Below are 21,330 nucleotides of genomic sequence, written 5' to 3' on the forward strand. Positions count from 1 at the left end.
CACCCGGCCGCGGACCCTCAGATCACGCCCGATACACAAAATTCCTGACAGACCCTGCTGATTATCCCCATCGCGATTGTGGGCGAATTGGTCGGAGGCGCGCTGTTCCTTCCCACACTGCTGATGATTCTGTTCCGCCGCAAGTACCCGCGGTGGTGGTTCGACTGGAACCTTGAACTCACCAGATTCACGACCCGTGTGGTGGCTTACTTGGGGCTGCTGAGGGAGGAATACCCATCAACCGACGAAAAACAAGCCGTCCACCTCGACTTGGACTACCCCGACGCAGCCCGCGACCTGAATCGTTGGCTGCCGATTGTCAAGTGGATCCTTGCCATTCCCCACTACATCGTTCTGGCCATCCTGTGGGTCGCAGCCTTATTCAGTGTCGTGATCGCATGGTTCGCGATCATCTTCACTGGCCGCTACCCGCGCCGCCTCTTCGACTTCGTGGTCGGCGTTGGCCGTTGGTCGCTGCGAGTAGAGGCCTATATGTGGCTGCTCATCACCGACCGCTATCCCCCCTTCTCGCTGAAGTAACCCAAACCTGACAGACCAGCGAACCACCGGGCTCCTTCCGGTCGAAGGCGATCCCGCGTTCGGAATCTTGTCGATTGCCATTTCGAGATACTTGCTGTTCCGCTAGCATGTTGGCTGCCGCTTTGTAGGGGGTACTTGCCCGGTAACTCGGGTTCGGACTAGGGCATGCGGATTTCGTAACAGGTCTTGCGCTGATTGGCGCCAAAGCCTGATGGAATCTGAAGGAGCCATTGGTGCGATTTCGCCCTGGTCCCAAGACTTGCGTCTGGGAATCGTTGGGGGGTCCTCAAGCCCCCAAAACAAAGCGCATGACCGGCTGCCGGGTGGCCCGGCTGGTGGGTGTCATTGCCCTAGCCGCGGTTGCCTCTTCTTGCCTGCCGGTGGGGAATGCGTCAACGGACACCCACACATCTTTAGCGGCAGGAAACGGCCTGGCCAGCGATTCGAACACGGCCTCGTCGATTGTCGGAGCGGCGGCAACAACTCAAGGTGCCTCCTCCTCATCTGGGGCTGAGCTCGTAACTGTCGGATTCGATCTTGGCGACAACCGCGTCACCTTGGCCGATTTCAACCTCGAACCGGCCGCGGTAGCGGGGCAGGCAGCAACACCGACACCGTTGGCGACGCCTGAGCGCGTGTGGCTGGTGGCCAACGACGAGCAGGCTGCAACTTTGGCGGCCCACGGCCACCAGATCGGCAACACGGTGATCGTCGCCACCGGCGACCTCCGAGGCCTTCCCTCCCAGACCATCAAGAAGATCCTCGATGCCTCAGAGGTGGAGTTGGCTCCGGGACTCAGCGAGGACACTCTGTGGCAGCTGGAGGTGATCCGCCAGGGCCATCAGATTCCCGGCGGCGGTCTGCTCATGTTCGACTCAGAAATTGATCGCCGCATGGTGGCCATATACGGCCATCCATCGACTTCAGGACTTGGCGTGCTGGGTGAACAAGGTCCCCAGGAGGGCGCCGAGCGCCTTCGTTCCATCGCCCAGAGCTACGACGCCGACGGCGCAGTGATTCTGCCCACCTTTGAGATCATCGCCACCGTTGCATCGGCTGGCCCCGGAAGCGACGGGGACTATTCGGCGATGACCGCTCGGGATGTGATCAGGCCGTGGATCGAGACCGCGGCCGCCAACGACATGTACGTGGTGCTGGACCTACAGTCGGGACGAAGCGACTTCTTGTCGCAGGCGAAGGTCTACGAGGAGTTCCTCCTCCTCCCCCACGTCGGCCTGGCCCTCGATCCCGAGTGGAGGCTCAAGCCCCACGAGGTACACCTACAGCAGATCGGCACAGTGGACGCGGCCGAGATCAACCAGGTGGTGGAATGGCTGGCCGGGCTCGTACGGGAGCATGCCCTCCCCCAGAAACTGCTGATCGTCCACCAATTCCGCTACTCCATGATCACCAACCGTGCCGCCATCGAGACTCCTCCCGAGCTGGCGGTCCTCATCCACATGGACGGCCAAGGCTCTATGCGGGCCAAATACAGCACCTGGGACGCCCTAACCACCATGGACGACGCTCACCAATTCCATTGGGGCTGGAAGAACTTCTACGACGAAGACTCTCCTATGGCCACCCCCGAACAAGTCCTGGAACTCTCCCCCAACCCGGTGTTCGTGTCGTTCCAGTAGAGTCCTCGGCCGCTCAACACCTGGGCGAGGCATCGACCCGTCGGCACTTCCTGCGCTTCCAAGAAGCGGCAGTTGTCTGAATTGTCACTCAAATCGGGATCATGTAGGTCTAGCAACTCGCATCCGCTGGTCAGGAGACCTGCTATGTCAGACTTCAAACAGATGAAGCTGGTGGACCATGATGATCCCCTCGAAGTGACGGCGCGGGTGGAGTCAGAGCAAGAACTGGCTGGGTTGGCTTGGGCTGTCACTTGCAACGGTTCACTTGCCGATCTCTCCAAGACCGAGAACGAACTCGTTGACGCAGCTAGCAAGGTTTCCGACGGCACCATCGGCGATCTTGTCAATGCCATCCAGCAGGGAGGTGATCCCTTGGGGAATGCGTTCGTGCGGCTGCGGTCCGCCCGGCAGCGACGTTCTATGGGTGCGGTGTACACCCCTCCTGAGATCGTGAATGCGATGGTTGGCTGGATTTCCGCTAAGGAGTCCCCCGCTCGAATTGTCGATCCCGGCTCAGGGTCGGGGCGTTTCGCCCTGAAGGCCGGGCGGACCTTCTCCGATGCTTCGTTGGTGGCGGTCGAGTTAGACCCGCTGGCCGCGCTGTTGTGTCGTGCCAATTTGACGGCGGCAGGTCTCGATGATCGGTCCCACGTAGTTGTGGACGACTACCGGCAAGCCGATCTCGGCCGATGTGATGGGGTGACCGCATTTGTGGGCAATCCACCATACGTTCGCCACCACCAGATTGAACCCCGGTGGAAGCAGTGGCTGACTAGCAGTGCGGCCAGCCGCGGTTTGCCGGTCAGCGCCCTCGCCGGTATGCACATCCATTTTTTCTTGGCCACGCTGCTTCATGCACGACCAGGAGACCTCGGTGCCTTCATCACTTCGGCCGAGTGGATGGACGTCAACTACGGGCGGCTGCTTCGCGGGATGCTCACCGACGGGCTGGGCGGCGAGTCTGTCCACGTCGTCGCTCCAGAGGCGATGCCCTTCGAGGGCACAGCAACAACAGCATCGGTGATCTGTTTTGAAGTCGGTTCGAATGCTTCCTCGGTCAAGATGCGCCGAGTCAAGAAGGTGGAAGACCTCGCCAACCTCACCCGGGGACGCAGAGTAGGCAAGCAGAGGCTGAAGCAGGAGAAGAGGTGGTCGCCGCTGCTGACATCGGCCCCGCCGGTACCCGAGGGATACGTCCCGCTCGGGGAACTCTGTCGGGTGCATCGGGGTGCGGTTACCGGCGCCAACTCCACCTGGATCACCAAGGCCAATGATCCCGCACTGCCAACAAGGGCGCTATTCCCGTCTGTGACCAAGGCCAGGGAGCTATTCGACTCGCCCGACGGTGTGCTGTCGAGCTTCGCCGGCCTCCGGGCCGTCATCGACTTGCCCGCCGACTTGGAAGAACTCGATGACGAAGAACGCGTTCTAGTAGAGCGATTCTTGCGGCTGGCGGAGCGAGACGGCGCCCGTTCGTCTTATGTTGCCCGCCATCGAAATCCCTGGTGGTCGGTGAGGCTGCGGTCTCCGGCCCCGATCCTGGCGACCTATATGGCCCGACGTCCTCCGGCGTTCGTCCGCAACCTCGTTGGGGCCCGACACGTCAATGTCGCCCACGGCATCTACCCAAGAGAACCCATAGCCGGCGATCTATTGGACGCCCTAGCCGCGTCGTTGAGATCTGGCGTCTCTGTGGCACAGGGAAGGACATACGCAGGCGGGCTGACCAAATTCGAGCCCACGGAGATGGAGCGCATCCCCGTTCCCAACCCCGCATTGCTGGCCGATCTGTCGTCGTGAGCCTCGCAGATCCACCCCGCTGGACTACTGAGGAGTTCGACGAACAACGCGATCTGGCCAGAGAGATTTTCCGCTCCCAACGGCTCAATGAATCTCAAGGCGTGTACTCCGAGACCTTTACCAAATGCCTCGGATACGTAAGGGAGTTGATGGAGAAGACAGACGGGCTCTCGCGGCTGGCAGCCATTCCTGGCAGCCAGACACCCGATCCTGAGCTTTTGGAAGTACTCGCTAACCCCGACCTGCTAGAGGTTCTGCGCTATGTAGTCGGCCCGCCTATCTCGGCCGACGATCTGGTCGAACTTGCCGACACTTCGCTGGCTCCCCGCGTGCTGCTCGAAGACGCTAAAGCGGCTATTCGAGTGGCTGACACTATCTTTCAGGGACTCGACCCCAAGCGGTTCCCCTGGATCAGCCAAGGTCGCCGACCCGAACATTCCGAACAGGATGCTGCTGCATTGGCAACGGCAGCCCTCATGGCCACCCGACGGGTAGAAACCGCCCGTCGTATGCAGTCGAAGGACCAGGAAGAGGCGGTGAAGGCCCGCCTCAGGGAAGCGGGCATGACCGAAGTCGAACCGCGGACCGTCTTCCCCGGGTTGCTCAATGCTCCAGAACCAGGTGAATTTTGCGGAGAAGCAAGGTTCGGCACTCGAAAGGCAGACCTGATCGTGAGGCTGCACGATGGACGGTGCATGCCCATCGAATGCAAAGTGTCTAACTCGTCCACTAACTCCGTAAAGCGGCTCAACAATGACGCCGCCGCCAAGGCCTCCGCCTGGATCGAGGAATTCGGAAGCGGGGCCACCGTCCCCAGCGCCGTCCTGTCAGGCATTTTCAAAACCCACAATCTCGAACAAGCTCAAGACCAGCACCTAACCATCTTCTGGGCCCACGACCTCAACCCGCTGGCTTCCTTCATCCGCTCTACAGAACAGGACGGCTAAGTGCGCGGCTAGTTGGGACTTGTGAATCAGCCAGTCTTGGCACTTGGTGTGGGAGTATCACTACCGAGCAATTGGGTGGAAGTGGCAATGGTGTCGCCGCAAGAAGGCAGCAACGAGGTGGAGAGCAGTGGGGTGGAGATCCCGATCGCGGCGGTGCCAGGTCGCCGCACCCCCACCTTCACCGCTGAGTCGATGCCTCCAGCTCTGGCCAAGGACCACCGCACCACGGTTTGGGCCGAACTCGTGGTGTTGGAGGGAACGGTTTTGTTCGTCGACGAAACATCCCGGAACGTTTCCGCCGTCGCTGGCAGCCGTGTGGTGATCGCGCCCGACATCTACCACCATATCAAGCCCTCAGAAGACGCCCAGTTCTACATACAGTTCTACGAGCGAGACCCAGAGCAGCCGACCCCTCTTCCGGCTCCGCGGTGACTAGATGCCAAAGCCGATACGGTGGGCGTGGGCGATGGCGGTGAGGATAGTGCCGGGGGTTTGGGCGTCGCCGACGACTTGAACGTTTAGGCTGGCGGCGGCGAGATCGGCGGATAGAAGGTCGTGGGGGTGTTTGGCCACGGTGAGGGTTAGGTCGGCCTCGGGCGGAGTGTCGACTTTGGTCTGGATTGCGACATCGAGGGCTTGCAGGCGCTCCAGGGCGGGTTGGACTACCAGGTCGAGCAGGGCGTTGGCCGCGACCCGGCGGTCGGGGGTGGTCAGCGTGACGGCTAGGTCCTGGGTTGCGAGCCATTCGGCCAGGCCGAGGGCCTCGTAGCCGCCGAATCGGTCGTCAACCACAGCATTGGCGCTCTTGGGCATGGTGCTGATGTCGGGGATCTCGGCGCCGGTGGCACCGGTGGCCACCACCACCAGATCGGGACGGGCTGCGATGATGGATTGCCCGTCAGCGGCTTGGTTCAACCGCACATCGACGCCGAGGCGGGCTAGTTCTCGTTCCTGCCAGTCGCAGATGTCACCCAGCAGCGCCCGGGTGGGCAGCTCTTGGGCCTGCCGGACGGCTCCGCCCAAGCGGTTGCGGGCCTCGAACAGCACCACGGAATGACCCTGCTCGGCAGCCAGGCGGGCCGCTTCCATGCCACCGGGTCCGCCGCCGACGACCACAATCCGTCGTTGGGGGCTCGGACCTGCGGGCGGGTGTTCCAGTTCGCGGCCCACCGCGGGGTTGACGGCACAGGAGAGGCGGCCCCGGTTGAGGCCGCCCACGCAGCCGTCGTTGCCGGCGATGCAGGGACGGACCTCGGCCTCCCGGCCCTCGATGCTCTTTACCACCAGATCGGGGTCGGCGATCTGGGCTCGGGTGAGCCCCACCATGTCGGCCACTCCGTCGGCAATCAGCTCGTCAGCCTCGGCCAGGGTGCGGAATCGGCCGGTCACGATGGCGGGCAGATCGACTGCGGCCACCACCGGAGCAGCCGCCTCCAGCTCGTAGCCAGGCGGCTCGTGCATCCCGCCCATGATCTTGTGGGGCCGCAGGCAGCTTCCGTAGGTGAGGTTCACATAGTCGATCAGGTCGTCGTCAGCCAGCACCTTCACCAGTTCGGCGCAATCGTGCTCGGTCACTCCCCCGTCGCCCACCGCTTCTGATCCGATCCGCACTCCCAGCGGGACCTCCGAGCCGATCGCTTCTCGAACCGCGGCCACCACCTCGCGGGCCAGCCGGATGCGGTTCTCCCACGAGCCGCCGTAGCGGTCGGTGCGCTGGTTGGTGGTCGGCGACATGAACTGCTGGAGCAGGTAGCCGTGGGCAATGTGGACCTCAACCCCATTGAGGCCGCCTTCAATCGACCACCGGGCTGCCTGGGCGAAGGCATCGACCAGCTCATCAATGTCGTCTTGAGCCATAGCTTTGGCCGGACGCCGGATGCTAGGCCCGGCCAGCTCCGATGCCGACCACGGCGGTCCGCCGTCAGCCGTCACCCCCTCGTAGCCCAGGTGCCCGAGTTGCTGGAACACCGCCATGCCGTAGGGCGCCAAGCGGTCCATCAACCGGCGATAGTCGTCCACCACCGAGGCATTGTGCAGCCACAACGTGCCCATGTCGGTGGGATGCACCGAAGCTGCCTCCAAAATTGTGAGCCCGCACCCGCCTGCGGCGCGGGCCTCGTGGTAGGCGATCAGCTCGTCGGTGACCCTTCCCTGGCCGATGTTGGTGCCGTGGGCGGTGCGCACAACGCGGTTCTTGATCTCCAGCCCATTGATCTCAATCGGCGCCAGAACGTGCCCGTAGCTCATTGTGTCAGTCCTGTGGAATCCGCTCAGCGAGCTTGGTCGTCGCCTGGCCATAGGTCAAGGTCCGACATCGCCCACTCGGTTGGCGCGGGCAAAGCAGGCGGCAGCTGCGGTGCTGCCCAGTGCCATGATTAGCCAGGCCCAGGTGTAAGTGCCCAGCCAGTCGACCAATGCGCCGAAGCTCACTGGGGTGGCCAGCGCGCCCATGTAATAGCCGGTCATCGTGACACCAGTGGCTCGGGCCACGGCTTGCGGGGCCCGATCTACCACTGCGGCGTGCATGACGCCTATGGCCGCCAATTGGACGATGAAACCGGCAAATAGCCCGACGGTGGCCACGGCCAGACCTAGCGTCAGGCCACTCATGGTCACAAGAAGCGACGCGGTCAGCACCACGCACAGCCCGACGATGAGCGGCACCCGGCGAGTTCGGCCGAGGTAGTCGGCCCGTAACGCGGTCAGCGACATGCAAACCGCGCCCAGTCCGGCGGCAATTCCGGCGATAGCGCCCGCCACCGGCTTGGAGGTGCCCAGGGCTTCGTCCAAGTACGGCACGGCCCAAGAAAAAAGCGGCTGAGAGGATCCCACCAAGAAGAAGGCCGATACTGCGAACCACCAGAATCCCTTCGGTAGGACCGACCCTTGGCGCTGGACCCGCAGCCGAGAAGAGCGGATGTCGGGAATGACCGCTGTGGCGATGAGTGCACTCACAGCGGCGATGGTCCCGCCGATCATGAGAATGAGGTTCCAACTCCAGCGATCGGAAGCCCAGGGCACCAAGATTGCGCTAATCAGTGCCATCGTCGGCACTCCCGACGTCTTGGCCGACAACGCCAGCGTGCGACGGCTTTCCGGCACCGCAGCGGCTACCGCTTCATTGGTGGCCGCGTTAGTCAGGGCGTAGCCGAAACCGGCGAATACCGCGGCCCCGATCAAAGCGGCATAGCTATCGAGCAGAGCGGCAGACCACGCAGCCACCGCTACGGTCAACTGATCGGCAACGACTGCGGTGCGGGTTCCGATCTTCTCGGTGATCCGGGCTCCGATAATCGATCCCAATCCAGTACAGCCGAAATGCAGGCTCACCAGCAGCCCAACCTGGGCCCGGGAAATGCCGAGGTCGTCTCGCACCGCGGCGACGAAATAGCCGGGGAAGAAGCCCAGGCTTGACCCGACACCCAGTGCCAGCATGCTGGCCGCCACCACGGCCAGGCCACGGCCAGTGTTTGCCTGTGCATTCATCTGGCTCGCCCGCCCAACACTCCCGGCGACGTTACTGGGCGGCATAAGTGGCCTCGTGGTTGGGGCCAAGTGACCTTGTGCCACCCCGGTACGCTCATTCAGTGGACTTGTCGCCACCCGCAGTGGGGAGAGCAGTCGCAGAGGTGATGGACGGGGCCAACCCTCACCCCCGAGTCGAGCGGCTCAGCCGGGGGTTTTCTTGGGTAACGCTGGGGGTAGACGACGTGATCGTGCGGGTGGCGCCGCGGGGTGGTCCGCTCGACCCTTATGACCCGGAGGTGGAGGCGGCCAACCTGCGCCGGGTTGAGGGGGTAGTGCCCGCCCCCCAGGTGTTGGCCGTGCAGCCCGACCTCGACAATCCCATCGGCCAGCCGTTCGGCGTCCACACCCGGATGCCGGGCCAGGTGCTGCGACTCGGGGACGTGACCGAGCGCCGTCCGGAGTACACCGCGGCTGCGGCTAAGGCGTTAGGCCAGCTCCACAATCTGACCGCGCCGATGACGGTGGCCGAGGGCTATGACACTGAGCTCGATCGCACCGAGGCTGTCTATCGGCGGGCCGCCCCCAACCGGCACCCCGAGTTCGAGGCGGCGTTAGGATGGCTGCGGTCGCACCGCCCCGACTGCGACGAGCCTGCGGTGTGGTGCCACGGCGACTTTCGGTTTGCCAACCTGAGCTGGACTGGACCGGGCGAACTGGGCGGCATTCTGGACTGGGAACGAGTCTGGCCCGGCGACCCGATGTGCGATGTGGCATTCACCCAACGCTTTTCCGGCTGGTGCTTGATCGAGGACTCCACCGACTACGGCCACCCCCTCGATCAGGAGCGATTGGAATATGCCGCCCGCTTCGAGCGGGTCCGCTCCTTCACCGCCTCAATGCGAGCCATCCGGGCTTGGTTAGACGGCCACTCCAACGACCCCCGCCTACTGACTATCGGCCGCCGCGGGGAGGAGGCCATGAAGACCGAGCTGGATTGGGCGACGGACTAGCCGAGCGCAGCTACCCCCGGCCCAAGATCATGACGTTGTGATACTGGGCGCCGGAGCCGGCACCGGTGACCAGGGCGACCTCGGCATCGACGACTTGGCCGAGACCAGCGGTGCCCCGGATTTGGCGTACGGCCTCGACGATCTTCAGGGTGGGGCCGCCCCAACCGATGTGACTGTAGCTGAGCAGGCCACCGTCGGTGTTGAGGGGGTGGCGGCCATCAATCCCGACGCCCGCCTCCCACAAGTACTCGGCCCCCTCACCCTCAGCACACAGGCCCAGCATCTCGAACTGGCGCACCACTTCGTAGGTGTTGATGTCATAGAGCTCGAACACGTCAACGTCCTGTCGCCCTACTTCGGCCAGTTCGAACGCCCGCCGGGCAGCGTCGGCCCCCAACCCCCAGACCACGTCGTAGCGGGGCGGGTTCACGTATTGCTGGCGGTGCCACTCCGATCCCCCGCCCAGGATGGCCACCGGCGCCTGGGCTAGATCCCGAGCCCGCTCGGCAGTGGTGATCACCATGGCCGCGGCTCCCTCGGTGGCCAGGCACAAGTCGAGCAGCCGGAACGGTTCAGCCACCATCGGCGAAGCCAGAACGTCAGCGGCTGTGTAAGGACCCCGTCCGGCCATAACCGCCGCCGGGTTGGCCGACCCGGCGTTGCGGATGGCGGCGGCGATCGCAGCCAACTGTTCGGGGTCGGGGGTATAGCGGTGCCGGTATACCTGGGCCACCAGGGCGAACTGGGCCGCGGTGAGCGAACCCCAGCAGGCGATTAACTCGTTATCGGGCCGGGTGTAGTCGGCCACCGCCGACCCGCCCATGACCCCGGCCTGCCCCCCGAACACCAGCGCTGTCTCGCACAAACCAGCGGCCACCGCGGCCGCGGCGTCCAGCGCGCCGGGCACGCCCTGGGGATAGGTGTCGCACACCCAGCGCAGTGGCTGGCCGAAAACCTCGGCCCAGTCGGCGGAGCCGGGCTGGAACACGGCTCCTCCCGGCCCGGGCCAGCGAGCGGCCACCCCGTCGACATCGGCCACACCCAGTCCGGCGTCGTCGAGGGCAGCCAACGCGGCCCGAAGGGACACCTCCGCCGAGGTGGTGTCGAGCTGGCGGGCCATCTCGGTGGCCGCCACCCCGACGATGGCCACTCGGTGCAGCGGATGGGTGCCGCTCACACCCGCCGGCCCTCTCCCCAATAGCGGGCTCGCAATTCCTCCTTGGCGATTTTTCCCACCGCGTTCTTGGGCAGCGAATCGGTGAACTCCACCCGCTCGGGGATCTTGATGGAGGTCAGCTCCGACTGGCGGCACCACAGTCGCAACTCTTGGTCGTCGGCCGACGCCTCCTGCTTGAGGGCCACCACGGCCACGATGGCCTCGCCCCACTCGGGGTCGGGCACGCCGATCACCGACGCCTCCAACACCGCCGGATGGCGGTACAGCACGTTCTCTATTTCGGTGGGGGCGATGTTGAGCCCGCCTCGGATGATGAGGTTCTTCATGCGGTCGACGATGTAGATGAAGCCCTCCTCGTCGACCTCGGCCACATCGCCGCTGTGCATCCACCCGTCTCGCAATGCCTCGGCGGTGCGCTCGGGATCCCGGAAGTAGCCCTTCATGACATGGGGGCCGCCGAAGATCACCTCGCCCCGCTCCCCTATCGAGATGTCGCGGCCGTCGGGGTCCACCACCCGAACGTCCACCGCATACGACGGCTGCCCGCACGACGACAGCAGCTCGGGCCGCTCCTGCAAGCCCCGCACATGGTCTTCTTTGCGCAGGATGGTGCCGATGGAGGCGATCTCGGCCATGCCGTAGAGCTGGTTGAACACCGGGCCGAAGCGCTCCACCAACTCAGCCAGGCGGTCGGGAGAGATGGGCGACGAGCCGTAGCCCAGCGTGCGCAGCGACCCCAGCTTGTGGTCGTCGGCCCGTTCGAGGCGGTCGAGTAGGCGCATCAGCTGGGTGGGCACCAGAAACGAGTGGCTTACCCCATGGGCTTCCACCATGCGGGCGTAGCTCACCGGGTCGAAGTTGCGGCTGTCGATAAACCCCTGGGCCGCCCCGATGATCAGGCAGGGCAGGATGGTGATGTTCACGCTGGAGTTGTGGGGGATCTGGATGAGATAGCGGCTGTGGCGGTCGATCTCGTATTCCAGGCAGGCCACGGTGGCGTGCTGGAGCACTCGGGCGTGGTCGAAATACACCCCTTTGGGCCGCCCGGTCGTGCCGCTGGTGTACACGATGCAGAAGTCGTCCTCGGGGCGGACCTCATGCAGCGTGTCGGGAGGGTCCGCCGAGGCGGCGTCGGCCAGGGCGTCGAGGTCGCGGTCGATGTCGATTACCGGTAGGTCGAAGCCGTCAAGCTGGTCCCGATGCTCGGAGTCAGTAATGGCCAGCACCGGGTCGGCATTGTCGAACACCTGCTCCAACTCCACCGAGCCGAGGCGGAAGTTCAACCCCACATAGCAGCCGCCGGCTTTGGTGATGCCGCCCAGCACCTCCACCACCTCCGGGCGGTTGGCCACCAGCAGAGCCACCCGGTCGCCCTTGGCCAGGCCATGGGCCCCGAACAGGGCATTGGCGATGCGGTTGGAGCGCTCGTCGAGCTGTCGGTTGGTGAGCTCCCGCCCGCCGAATACGGCGGGATCTTTGGGATGGCGGGTCGCGTTGCGGGCGAAGGCCAAGCCGACGTTCACCGGGACGCCTCATCGGGGGCGAACGCGGGAAGCCGGTGCCCGTCGGGGCCGACGACGAAGCGGACGCTCACCGTCATGTCGATGGCCACGTCCTCGGACTCGCACCCCACGATCCAGGTGAGCAGGTGCCATCCCTCCTCTATGTCCACGTCGGCCAGTACGTAGGGGGCGTCGAACTCGGGAGTGGGCGGGCGGTAGACCGTGGTGTGGCTGTACACCCGGCCCCGTCCGCTGCTGGGCTCATAGGCCCAGTTGGTGCTCTGACATTGCGGGCAAGCGAACTGGGGGACGAAGAAGCTACGGCCGCAGTCCCTGCACACCGGGCGAACCAGCTCTTCCCGGTCGACCGCCGCCCAGAATTCTCCGGTGAGCGGGCGCAGACTCCGGTCCTCAAGCTCGCCAGTCGGCCCGTCCATCAGTGATCCGCCAATCAGAAGAGCACGGGATATGTGCCCCACCAGACCCGGGCGATGTTGGGGTCTTGCTGAGGCGGATTGTCGGGGTCGCGCTGTGCACCGCGGGCCAGAAGGCCCCGCAGGATCAGCGCCACCGTGCCCAGCAGGATGGGCGCCCCAGTGTTCTCATCGGCGGGCACGCCGCCGTCGAGCTCCATGCCGATGCAGGCATGGCGGCCCCCGCCGAAGGTGTGGCCCCAACGGGGCACGTCGTCTCGAATGGTGCGAAGCGGGTTGAAACTGTCGGCGTCGGCCCCGAACACTTCGGTGTCCCGATTGGCCGACCACAGGTCGAACATCACCGTGTCGCCCACCGCCATCTCGGTGCCATCGCGCAGGGTAACCGGCTCCACCGCCTCGCGGCCGGCCACCGGGCTGGCCGGGTGCAGCCGCATGGACTCATGCACGCAGTGCTGGAGGAACACCGGGTCTTCAACCATGCGGACGCGGTCTTCGGGGTGGTCGTCGAACCAACCGAAGGCGCCGTGAACGGCATGGGTCGTGGCCGCCCCAGTGGAGTGCATTCCGGCCAGCATGTAGAAGGCCACCTCCCGACGGACCACGTCGCGGGGCAGGTCCAGGGAGTCCTGGTTGCGAACCAGCACGGTGAGCACGTCGCGGGGCAGGTCCTCTTCGGAGATTTCCCCGGCGACGAACCGCTCGAAGAGATCGGTGCGGCGGGCCAGTGACGGGGCGAAGAACTCCTCGTCCCAGCGCTCTAGGGCCTCGGCCACCTCCGCCCTCAGCTCCTCAGGGTCTCTGGTGCTGTGGACCGCAGTGGCCCCCTCGCTGAACTTCACCGCATAGGAGTACAGCCGATCAGTTTCCTCTGCCGTTCCCTCCGAGTAGTCGACCCCAGCGGCGGCGGCGGTGAGGTTGACCACGATCCGCCGGGCCAAAGGCACCACGTCGCCTTGTCCAGCGGCCGCGGCGGGATCTAGCACTGCGTCCACTGCGATGGGCAGCAGATCCCGTTCATAGTGCTCGAACGTCTCCCGCCGAAACAGCCGATTCTCCAGGCGGCGGCGGCGGCGGTGATCGTCTCCCCACAGGGTGAGCAAGGTGTCGGCCATGATCACCCCGGCAGCATCGTAAAGCGCCTGCTTTAGGCCCTTTTGCCGATAGCCGTCGCGAACATCGTCGAACCGGGTGAGGGTGAACTCTGCCATCGGGTTTTCCTCCTTGGGTCAGGTTTGGCGGATCAGTTTTCTTGGTCAATGCCGTCAATGGACGCCGGGCGGGGCATTCCGGCCAGCACGGTCGACACCACACCACCGTCCACCACCAAATTGTGGCCGTTGACGTATTCGGCGTCTTGCGAGCACAGCCACATCACCGCTTTGGCGATGTCGTCGGCCGTGCCCAGGCGCTGGCTGGGGGTGCGGGCCGATCGGGTGGCCCGCACTTCCGGGTCGGCCAGGACGGGCGCCGACATGCCGTCATCGATGATGCCGGGGGCCACTGAATTGACCCGTATGCCGGCTGGACCCCATTCAATGGCCATCTGTCGGGTGAGCTGGATCACCGCGGCCTTGGTTGGGCTGTAGGCCCCCGAATTGGGACCGGGAGCGATCCCGTTGATGGAGGCGATGTTGACGATCGACCCCTTGCGGCCTTCGCCAATCATCCGGCGGGCCACCGCTCGACCGCACACGAATGGACCGGTGAGGTTCACATCCACCACTGCTCGCCAGTCGTCCTCTGAGTGGTCGACCAGTGGGGTGAAGCGAACAATGCCCGCGTTGTTGACCAGCGCATCAGGGGTGCCGAAGGCGTCTAGCGCGGCTTCGACGGCGCTGGAGTCGGTGCTCGACGCCACCAAGGGCACTGCATCGGGGAGCGACTTCGCTATCTGCTCAGCGGCTTCGCCGTTGATGTCCAACACCCCTACCCGGTAGCTCCCCGCCGCCTGTCGGGCTATCTCGGCGCCAATGCCGTGTCCAGCCCCCGTCACAATGATCGATTTCGTCACGAGCGCAAACCTTAGTGGTCCGTCTGTGAATCAGCGGTGGTGGCGATGAACAGCGGCGACCAGACTCACTCCAAGAGGTTGCCGTTGTCGTCGAATACCTGGATGGCCCGGGAGGGGCAGTTGCGGGCGGCTCGGAGGAGTTGTTGGTCGGTGAGATTCCCCGCGGTGGACAGAACGGTGGCCAGCTCGTCGTCGTCAAAGGCGAAGGCCGCGGGATAGTCGGCCACGCACCTCCCCGAGCTCATGCACTCGTCCTGGTCAATCTCCACCCGGTAGGCCATGGCATGACCCTAGACCCCGGTGCCGCTCCCTATAAGTTGCAGGGCAATGAAGCCCATTGACGGGTTGTCCGTATTGATCACCGGGGGCGGTTCGGGTATCGGCGCGGGGGCGGCCGAGCACTTGGCCGGGCGGGGGGCGCGGGTGACCATCACCGGTCGTCGCCCAGACCGGGTGGAGGAAGTGGCCGCTCGTCTCGGGAATCGATGCCGAGCCGTGGCCGGGAACGTGACGGTGGCCGCTGACCGCACCGCCATGATCGAGGCTGCGGTGGAGCACGGCGACGGGCTGGACGCCCTAGTCAGCAACGCGGGCAACATGTACCGCGGTCCGGTGGATGAACTCGACGAACAGTCACTGCTCGATGTGTTCCACACCAATGTGGTGGCGGGGATGATGCTGGTGGGCGAGGCGCTGCCCCACCTGCGAGAACGACAGGGATGTGTGCTGTTCGTGGGGTCGGTACACACCCAGCGGGCCTTTCCCGGCGTGGCCCCCTACGCCGCCACCAAGGGAGCGCTGGAGGCGCTCACCGGTGTGCTGGCCGCAGAACTGGGCCCTCAGGGGGTCCGGGTGGGCTGTGTGCGGCCGGGGGCGGTGTTCACAGAAATAAACCAGCGGGCCGGGCTGATGGGCGACGACGAGGCCAAAGCCCGCTTGGAGGGGCTGGGGCCAGCTCACGCCTTGGGGCGCATTGGCACCGTTACCGAGATTGCCGAGGCGTTCGAGTACTTGATCGTTGCTGAATGGGCTACCGGATCCGTGTTGACGGTGGACGGGGGCCTTAGCCTCGGCATCACCAATGCGTGACCCGCTTACCACAGTCAAGGACCACCTCAACGCAGTTCACACCGGCGACCCCGAGGCAATGGCCGCCGACTACGACGCCGCCGCGGTGCTGGTGCGGGATGCGACCTACCAGGGTAAAGACGCCATCGCCGACTACTTCACCACCGTGCCGGTGCGACTGGGCAACGGCCGGGTGGAATTCGCCGAGCCACGACTTGAGGGCGCGCTGGTGGCGGTGACCTGGACCCTGGTCGGCGGCCCCGGCGACGGGACCTCGGGCACCGATCGGTTTGAGGTGGCCGACGGCATGATCGTCCGTCAGACGGTAACCCTCGACGGCGGGGACTTCTGATGTTCGACGATACCTACGACGTGGTGGTGGTGGGGTTCGGCGCGGCGGGCACTGCCGCGGCCATCACCGCCAGCGATGCCGGCGCCTCGGTGGTGCTGGTGGAGAAGTGCCCCGAGCACCGCCACACCCCGTCCACTCGGATGTCGGGGGGCATGGTGATGACGGTGACCGACGTGAAGGCTGGGGCCCGCTATCTGGATGCGTGCGCGTCGGGCATGGTGCCCTACGACGTGTCCCATGCCTGGGCCGAGCGAGCCGCCTGCCTGTCGCGGTGGTTCGAAGAAGCCATCGGCGGCTTGGACATGGTGCCCTCCGCCGGGGCCGAGCATCCCGATTTCGAGGGCGCGGAGGCGATAGTGGCCGTGCAACCCGGCGGGGTGAGCGAGCGCTTGGCCGCCGCGGCCGGAGCGGGTCCTCGATTCTTCGAGGGACTGGCTGCCGCAGTAGGCCAAAGGGAGGTCCCCATCCGGTGGGACACCGCTGCCGCTCGGCTAGTCCAAGACGAAGACGGGCGGGTAACCGGGTTGACCGCCATTCGCGATGGCCAGTCAATTGCTCTGGGCGCTCGATACGGCGTGGTGCTGGCCTGCGGCGGTTACGAGTTCGACGAAGATCTCAAGCGAGACCACCTGCGGGTTTATCCCGCGCACTTCTACTGCAACCCCAACAACACCGGCGATGGGGTGCGCATGGCCGCCGGGGTCGGGGCCTCCATGTGGCACATGAACCAGATGATCGGCCGGGCCATCGGCCACTTCGACCACAACGGACAGCCGCTGAACTTCATCATCGGCATTGACCCTCCCGGCTATGTGATCTGCGACCAGGCTGGGAACCGGTTCGCCAACGAGCACAACCAAGCACTGCTGCGCCACGACTTCTACTACGACCTGCTGGCCTACGACCCGGCCACCAACACCTACCCCCGAGTGCCCTGCTACTGGTTCTTCGACGAATCCCGGCGTCGGGCCGGGCCGCTCACCTACACCCACTTCGGCGCGGTGGCCGTAGGACTCTACGACTGGAGCGACGACAACACCGCCGAAATCGAACAGGGCTGGATCGCCCCGGGGTCCACCATCGCCGAGGCGGCTGTGGCCGCAGGCATGACCGAGGACGCCGCCCGGCAGGCGGCCGCCGCCGTGGAGGCCTACAACCAGCGGTGCCGCAATGGCGAGCCCGATCCGTGGGGGCGCCCGGCCGACACCATGGTCCCGATAGCAGAGCCCCCCTACTACTGCGTGGAGCTGTGGCCCGGAGGATCGAACACCACCGGAGGTCCCCGCCGCGACCGCCACGGCCGCATATTGGATTCCTTCGGCGACCCGATCCCCGGACTGTACGGCGCGGGGGAACTCGGCCAAGCCTCCGGCCTGCTCTACCCCGGCGACGGCTCCAACCTGTCAGAGGCCCTGTGCTTCGGCCAGATCGCGGTCGAACATGCCCTTGGCCTGTAGTTGAGGCACATGTCGGAATCAGAAAGCTGTTGAATGATCAGCTTGGTCAGCGAGCTGCTTGATCCGTTGGTGGGAGACGCCGAGAACTTGGCCTGCCTCCCGCATTGTCATATTGGCATTCAGCAGCGCGGCTGCGGCATCGCGACGGGCCTTCGCAGCAGCAGTATGAGCCTCGGCTTCAGCCGACGCGGCCTGTCGAGCATTGTCGACCGCTGCTTCGAGTTCATCGGGCATGGAGACTCGGACATCCACCTCAATGTCAGCCACATCTGTATCGAGAAGCTCTGAGATCAGTCGACGTGCGATCTTGGGAACCTTGTTCAGGCGACGGGCCTGGCTCACCCCGAGAATGCTTTTGGGAAGTCCAGAGACGACCTCAATGGTCCACCAATCACCGGAGTGGGTCGCTACTACTTCATAGACCTTGCTAGTCATTGCTCTTCTCCTCTCCCAATCGTGTCGCCAAGTGTTTGGTCAGCCTCTTCATAATTACCTCGGCAGTGCCTTCAGCAATCTCACGGTGCCTTGGAATCGGAAACCTGAGTCCTTCGCACTCCCAGATTTCATGTCGGCCTTGGCGCACCGGTCGGGCAACAGCTCCGTGAAGCCCGGCAAGTTGCTTGATCTGCGCCACCAGCTCTTTTCGTTTGGGCATCCCGCTTCCTCGCGGCACTTCGAATTTGAGCGGGGAAGCTTGGCACCAAATTTAGTCTATCGGTAGTAGACAGATTTTCAACTACTACGGTCGGTGGCCGCGGGGAAATCGGCACCGGCCAGCCAGTTGAGAAAATCTTGGCGGCGGTCGGCATCCACCAGCTCCACCCGCAGGCCTGTGGTGGGAAGCCAGTGATAGGTAAAGCCGAGCGGTCGGCCATCGGCAGCGTCATAGGAGGCCAGAGGCTCATAGCCCGCGTCGGCCAGTCGCTGGGCGTCGGCCACCAGATCGTGGCTCCAATAGCCCAGATGATGCACGCCGCCTGCGGTGGAGGGATCCCACACTGTGCCGGGGGCTCCCCTGATCAACTCAATGTGGGGCGGCCCGGCAATGGAGTAGGTGAACTGGAACTCGGCCAACACCACCCCATTGGGCTGGCGCACCAGAAATTCCCGGTTCTGCACGGGACCCCATTCAAATCCGTGGATGGCGGTCCACTCGGCCATGGCCGCATCGAGATCGGTGACCACGATGCCGAAGTGGTAGAAGTCGTCGAGCGGCACCAGGCCCGGCATCAGCGTCAGTGGCCCAGATACGAGCGGACCAGGTCGTGGGAGGCCCGCAGCTCGGCCGAGGGCCCGCTGATGTCGTTGTTTCCGGTGCGCAGCACGTACGTGCGGTCGGATACCTCCAGTACCCCGGCGTTCTGCTCCACCAGCAAGAAGGTGGTGCCGCCCTCTTCTCGAAGGTCCACCACCAGCTCGAACAGTTGGTCCACCAGGTTGGGGGCCAAGCCGAAGGACAGCTCGTCGATCATAAGAAGCTTGGGCCGGGTGATCATGGCCCGGGCCAGCGCCAGCATCTGCTGCTGTCCGCCCGACAGCGATGAAGCCTGCTCGCCGATCTTCTCGGCCAGCGCGGGCAACAGGTCAAACAGCCGGTCGCGGTCTTGGCGAATGGCGGACGCGCCGTCGGATCGCAGACCCAAGCCCAATTCCAGGTTCTCTTTAACCGACAGGTTCTGGAAAATGCCCCGCCCCTCGGGCAAGTGGCCGAGCCCTCGCATGGCCCGTCGCTCTATGGCCAGGCTGCCCAGGTTCTCCCCATCCAGCACCACCGAACCCGACCAGGTGTCCAACACCCCGGAGATGGCCCGCAGCAAAGTGGTCTTGCCCGCACCGTTGGCCCCCAGCACCGACACGATCTCGCCCTCTTCCACCGATAGCGAGACTCCGTGCAGCACCTCGAGGCGGCCGTAGCCCGAAACCAGGTCGTTGATCTCGAGCAGCACTACGACGGCTCTTCCTGCTCCGGGGTGTCGTCGTCGGTCCACACCTCTTCCAACGAACTCTCCTCTTCCACATGGTCAATGTGATGGTGCTCCGACAGAGGCCCGTCCACCTCGTGAATCTCGCCGCCATTTTCAGCCTCAAAGCCGTGGCCCAGATAGGCCTCGATGACCGCGGGATCGGAAGTCACGTGCTCAGGGCTGCCTTCAGAGATGATCTCGCCGAAATGCAGCACGCTGATCTTGGGGCACAGGCTGGTCACCAATTGCAGGTCGTGCTCGATGATGATCACACACAGGTTGCGCTCCACCTGGATCTGCCGCAAACCCCGCAGCAGCACGGTCACATCGTCGGCCCCCAATCCGGCGGCGGGCTCATCCAGCAGCACAACAGTGGGGTTGGCCACCAGGGCCCGGGCCACCTCTACCAGCTTCTGCGAACCTAGCGACAGGGCGCCGGCCTCCTCATGGGCCACATCGGCCAAGCCGAAGCGATCAAGCATTTCCATGCAGATCTGCCGGGCCTTGGTCTCCTCCCGACGCTGCTGAGGCAATAACAACAGCTCGGCGAAGTGACCCCAGCGGAACAAATGGTGACGGCCCAACAGCGTGTTCTCCATCACGGTGGCGTCGAGAATCAGCCGAGGGGCCTGGAAGGTGCGCCCAATGCCCGCCTTCACCCGCTGGGTGCGGGACATGTGCAGCAAGTCCTCGCCGTGCAGGCGAACGGCACCCTGAGTGCTGCGGACATAGCCGGAGATCACGTTGAATACGGTGGTCTTGCCCGCCCCGTTAGGCCCGATGAGCCCGTTGAAACCGGGGGTGAATGCTAAGTCGACGCCCAAGAGCACCCGGTTTCCACCGAAAGCCACATGCAGGTCGTCCACGGCGAGCGAAGCGACCGAATCGGCGGGGATGGCACCCGACGGAGCAGTTTCGACGACGCTCATGTCGAGAAGTCCAACAGCGACTCCAGCCTTCGCTGGAGGTCTTTCACCCACCGGCTGTCGCGAATCTGCTTGGGCAACACTGCGATCCCGTTGGGCAAGACCAGAACGGCCAGGATCAGGGCGATACCCAAGATCAAGAACAGCAGCTTCTGGGTGTCCTGGAGCTTCTGACGTAGGAACACGAAGAAGATCGCGCCGATCAACGGCCCCCACTTGCGACCCAGACCGCCGACAATCAGCACCACCAGCAAGAACACCAGCAGCCGGGTGCGGAACGTGGATGGATTGGCAAACGAGCTGTTCTGGGCCCACATGGCTCCGGCCAACGCAGCGGCGAAGGCCGACAGGCCAAAGGCGACAAGCTTGTAATAGGTAGACGAGATGCCCAGGGGACCGGTGGCGATGTCGATGTCGCGCACCGCCTTCAGGGTGCGGCCCAACCGCCGGTTGGTAAGCACGATGTAGGCCAACATCATCAAAAACAGCGCCCCAAGCGACAGCATGTAGGCGCTGAGGATGCGGTCGAGACCGGGAACAAGAAATTGGGGAACCTGCTTGCCAGTGCCGCCGTTGGTCTTCAGGCCGCTCCATACGTCATCGTCGAGCCGGATGATGGTGACGATCAGCTCGCCGAGGGCCAGCGTGGCGATGGCCAGGAAGAAGCCCTTGAGCCGAGCGGCGGGGAAGCCCACCAGCACGCCGATGATGGCGGCGGCAATGCACACCACCGGTAGAGCCAAAAAGAATGGCCAGTCATACCCGGACAGTGCTTCTCGGGCATCGCTGGGGGCCGACAACACTGCGGTGCCATAGGCCCCCAAGGCGAAGAGACCGGCTACCGCAAGGCCCAATGTTCCCGAATAGCCCACCAGCAGGTTGAATCCCACCGCGGCCGCGCCGTACGCAAAGACAAAGGCCAGGTTGCCCCGCCCGAAGTTATTGCCGCTGTCAAAGATGTCGGTCCAGCCGAGAATAGGAATCCACGGCAGAAGCGCCAGGAACACGAATACCCCGATAGTGGTCATCTG

21 protein-coding genes and 1 pseudogene are annotated in these 21,330 nt (G+C 64.6%); 9 read left to right on the forward strand and 13 right to left on the reverse strand.

The genetic code is table 11. The features are described 5' to 3' along the window. Positions 1-21: 21 nt before the first annotated feature. The 5 genes and pseudogenes from OXG30_12150 (at position 22) to OXG30_12170 (ending at position 5,359) form a co-directional block, all read left to right on the forward strand. Positions 22-540 (forward strand): annotated as a pseudogene (locus OXG30_12150) (DUF4389 domain-containing protein). A gap of 308 nt (positions 541-848) precedes the next feature. Beyond that, positions 849-2,180 (forward strand): hypothetical protein, encoded by a 1,332-nt coding sequence (locus tag OXG30_12155; GenBank protein MCY4135645.1) that lies wholly within the window; start codon positions 849-851, stop codon positions 2,178-2,180. A 144-nt stretch (positions 2,181-2,324) separates the two neighbouring features. After that, positions 2,325-3,980, forward strand: coding sequence for an N-6 DNA methylase (locus tag OXG30_12160; protein ID MCY4135646.1), 1,656 nt, complete (start codon positions 2,325-2,327; stop codon positions 3,978-3,980). Then, positions 3,977-4,927, forward strand: a complete 951-nt coding sequence (locus OXG30_12165) for a XamI family restriction endonuclease (protein MCY4135647.1) — start codon at positions 3,977-3,979, stop codon at positions 4,925-4,927. Before OXG30_12160 ends, OXG30_12165 begins: the two co-directional genes overlap by 4 nt. A gap of 75 nt (positions 4,928-5,002) precedes the next feature. Then, the gene (locus tag OXG30_12170) at positions 5,003-5,359 is read left to right on the forward strand and encodes a DUF1971 domain-containing protein (GenBank protein ID MCY4135648.1); all 357 of its coding nucleotides are present in this window, start codon (positions 5,003-5,005) and stop codon (positions 5,357-5,359) included. On the opposite strand, the gene OXG30_12175 is transcribed toward OXG30_12170, so the two are convergent. Together OXG30_12175 and OXG30_12180 are read right to left on the reverse strand one after the other, a co-directional pair. Continuing rightward, positions 5,360-7,174 (reverse strand): NAD(P)-binding protein, encoded by a 1,815-nt coding sequence (locus tag OXG30_12175; protein MCY4135649.1) that lies wholly within the window; start codon positions 7,172-7,174, stop codon positions 5,360-5,362. It lies immediately after the preceding gene. A gap of 54 nt (positions 7,175-7,228) precedes the next feature. After that, positions 7,229-8,413 (reverse strand): MFS transporter, encoded by a 1,185-nt coding sequence (locus OXG30_12180; protein ID MCY4135650.1) that lies wholly within the window; start codon positions 8,411-8,413, stop codon positions 7,229-7,231. A 101-nt stretch (positions 8,414-8,514) separates the two neighbouring features. On the opposite strand from OXG30_12180, the gene OXG30_12185 reads away from it, so the two are divergent. Then, positions 8,515-9,405: a phosphotransferase gene (locus tag OXG30_12185; GenBank protein ID MCY4135651.1), complete on the forward strand. Its 891-nt coding sequence runs from the start codon at positions 8,515-8,517 to the stop codon at positions 9,403-9,405. Between the two features lie 10 nt (positions 9,406-9,415). On the opposite strand, the gene OXG30_12190 is transcribed toward OXG30_12185, so the two are convergent. The 6 genes from OXG30_12190 to OXG30_12215 all read right to left on the reverse strand — a co-directional run bounded on the left by OXG30_12190 (position 9,416) and on the right by OXG30_12215 (position 14,813). Then, entirely contained in the window at positions 9,416-10,582 is a 1,167-nt protein-coding gene (locus OXG30_12190; protein MCY4135652.1) for a thiolase family protein, read from the reverse strand. Then, complete coding sequence (locus tag OXG30_12195) at positions 10,579-12,105, reverse strand: AMP-binding protein (protein ID MCY4135653.1); 1,527 nt, start codon at positions 12,103-12,105, stop codon at positions 10,579-10,581. Before OXG30_12195 ends, OXG30_12190 begins: the two co-directional genes overlap by 4 nt. Then, positions 12,102-12,521 carry an OB-fold domain-containing protein gene (locus OXG30_12200; GenBank protein MCY4135654.1) on the reverse strand — a complete coding sequence of 140 codons (420 nt, stop codon included), beginning with the start codon at positions 12,519-12,521 and terminating at the stop codon, positions 12,102-12,104. The genes OXG30_12195 and OXG30_12200 overlap by 4 nt, the downstream gene beginning before the upstream one ends. 14 nt (positions 12,522-12,535) lie before the next feature. Beyond that, positions 12,536-13,729 (reverse strand): cytochrome P450, encoded by a 1,194-nt coding sequence (locus OXG30_12205; protein MCY4135655.1) that lies wholly within the window; start codon positions 13,727-13,729, stop codon positions 12,536-12,538. A gap of 32 nt (positions 13,730-13,761) precedes the next feature. Further along, positions 13,762-14,532 carry an SDR family oxidoreductase gene (locus tag OXG30_12210; GenBank protein MCY4135656.1) on the reverse strand — a complete coding sequence of 257 codons (771 nt, stop codon included), beginning with the start codon at positions 14,530-14,532 and terminating at the stop codon, positions 13,762-13,764. Between the two features lie 65 nt (positions 14,533-14,597). After that, positions 14,598-14,813, reverse strand: a complete 216-nt coding sequence (locus OXG30_12215; protein MCY4135657.1) for a ferredoxin — start codon at positions 14,811-14,813, stop codon at positions 14,598-14,600. A 46-nt stretch (positions 14,814-14,859) separates the two neighbouring features. On the opposite strand from OXG30_12215, the gene OXG30_12220 reads away from it, so the two are divergent. From OXG30_12220 to OXG30_12230, 3 genes are read left to right on the forward strand one after another with little or no spacing between them, the layout of a single operon-like run. Continuing rightward, positions 14,860-15,621, forward strand: a complete 762-nt coding sequence (locus OXG30_12220) for an SDR family NAD(P)-dependent oxidoreductase (GenBank protein MCY4135658.1) — start codon at positions 14,860-14,862, stop codon at positions 15,619-15,621. Then, the gene (locus OXG30_12225) at positions 15,614-15,952 is read left to right on the forward strand and encodes a nuclear transport factor 2 family protein (GenBank protein MCY4135659.1); all 339 of its coding nucleotides are present in this window, start codon (positions 15,614-15,616) and stop codon (positions 15,950-15,952) included. The genes OXG30_12220 and OXG30_12225 overlap by 8 nt, the downstream gene beginning before the upstream one ends. Further along, positions 15,952-17,409 carry an FAD-binding protein gene (locus OXG30_12230; GenBank protein ID MCY4135660.1) on the forward strand — a complete coding sequence of 486 codons (1,458 nt, stop codon included), beginning with the start codon at positions 15,952-15,954 and terminating at the stop codon, positions 17,407-17,409. The genes OXG30_12225 and OXG30_12230 overlap by 1 nt, the downstream gene beginning before the upstream one ends. Before the next feature lie 18 nt (positions 17,410-17,427). On the opposite strand, the gene OXG30_12235 is transcribed toward OXG30_12230, so the two are convergent. From OXG30_12235 to OXG30_12255, 5 genes are all read right to left on the reverse strand, one after another. Next, entirely contained in the window at positions 17,428-17,844 is a 417-nt protein-coding gene (locus tag OXG30_12235; GenBank protein ID MCY4135661.1) for a hypothetical protein, read from the reverse strand. Between the two features lie 297 nt (positions 17,845-18,141). Further along, positions 18,142-18,639 (reverse strand): VOC family protein, encoded by a 498-nt coding sequence (locus tag OXG30_12240; protein ID MCY4135662.1) that lies wholly within the window; start codon positions 18,637-18,639, stop codon positions 18,142-18,144. A 5-nt stretch (positions 18,640-18,644) separates the two neighbouring features. Continuing rightward, entirely contained in the window at positions 18,645-19,355 is a 711-nt protein-coding gene (locus tag OXG30_12245) for an ABC transporter ATP-binding protein (GenBank protein MCY4135663.1), read from the reverse strand. Beyond that, positions 19,355-20,302 carry an ABC transporter ATP-binding protein gene (locus OXG30_12250; GenBank protein ID MCY4135664.1) on the reverse strand — a complete coding sequence of 316 codons (948 nt, stop codon included), beginning with the start codon at positions 20,300-20,302 and terminating at the stop codon, positions 19,355-19,357. The genes OXG30_12245 and OXG30_12250 overlap by 1 nt, the downstream gene beginning before the upstream one ends. Next, positions 20,299-21,327 carry a branched-chain amino acid ABC transporter permease gene (locus OXG30_12255; GenBank protein ID MCY4135665.1) on the reverse strand — a complete coding sequence of 343 codons (1,029 nt, stop codon included), beginning with the start codon at positions 21,325-21,327 and terminating at the stop codon, positions 20,299-20,301. Before OXG30_12255 ends, OXG30_12250 begins: the two co-directional genes overlap by 4 nt. Positions 21,328-21,330 lie beyond the last annotated feature (3 nt).

Source organism: bacterium, assembly GCA_026708015.1.
Lineage (GTDB): Bacteria > Actinomycetota > Acidimicrobiia > Acidimicrobiales > Bin134 > Poriferisocius.

Bases quoted from the DNA above. Each gene is read 5' to 3' on its own strand.
- OXG30_12155 (MCY4135645.1), top strand. From the start codon at position 849: ATGACCGGCTGCCGGGTGGCCCGGCTGGTGGGTGTCATTGCCCTAGCC.
- OXG30_12160 (MCY4135646.1), top strand. From the start codon at position 2,325: ATGTCAGACTTCAAACAGATGAAGCTGGTGGACCATGATGATCCCCTC.
- OXG30_12175 (MCY4135649.1), bottom strand. From the start codon at position 7,174: ATGAGCTACGGGCACGTTCTGGCGCCGATTGAGATCAATGGGCTGGAG.
- OXG30_12180 (MCY4135650.1), bottom strand. From the start codon at position 8,413: ATGAATGCACAGGCAAACACTGGCCGTGGCCTGGCCGTGGTGGCGGCC.
- OXG30_12200 (MCY4135654.1), bottom strand. From the start codon at position 12,521: ATGGACGGGCCGACTGGCGAGCTTGAGGACCGGAGTCTGCGCCCGCTC.
- OXG30_12205 (MCY4135655.1), bottom strand. From the start codon at position 13,729: ATGGCAGAGTTCACCCTCACCCGGTTCGACGATGTTCGCGACGGCTAT.
- OXG30_12215 (MCY4135657.1), bottom strand. From the start codon at position 14,813: ATGGCCTACCGGGTGGAGATTGACCAGGACGAGTGCATGAGCTCGGGG.
- OXG30_12220 (MCY4135658.1), top strand. From the start codon at position 14,860: ATGAAGCCCATTGACGGGTTGTCCGTATTGATCACCGGGGGCGGTTCG.
- OXG30_12225 (MCY4135659.1), top strand. From the start codon at position 15,614: ATGCGTGACCCGCTTACCACAGTCAAGGACCACCTCAACGCAGTTCAC.
- OXG30_12230 (MCY4135660.1), top strand. From the start codon at position 15,952: ATGTTCGACGATACCTACGACGTGGTGGTGGTGGGGTTCGGCGCGGCG.
- OXG30_12235 (MCY4135661.1), bottom strand. From the start codon at position 17,844: ATGACTAGCAAGGTCTATGAAGTAGTAGCGACCCACTCCGGTGATTGG.
- OXG30_12240 (MCY4135662.1), bottom strand. From the start codon at position 18,639: ATGCCGGGCCTGGTGCCGCTCGACGACTTCTACCACTTCGGCATCGTG.
- OXG30_12250 (MCY4135664.1), bottom strand. From the start codon at position 20,302: ATGAGCGTCGTCGAAACTGCTCCGTCGGGTGCCATCCCCGCCGATTCG.
- OXG30_12255 (MCY4135665.1), bottom strand. From the start codon at position 21,327: ATGACCACTATCGGGGTATTCGTGTTCCTGGCGCTTCTGCCGTGGATT.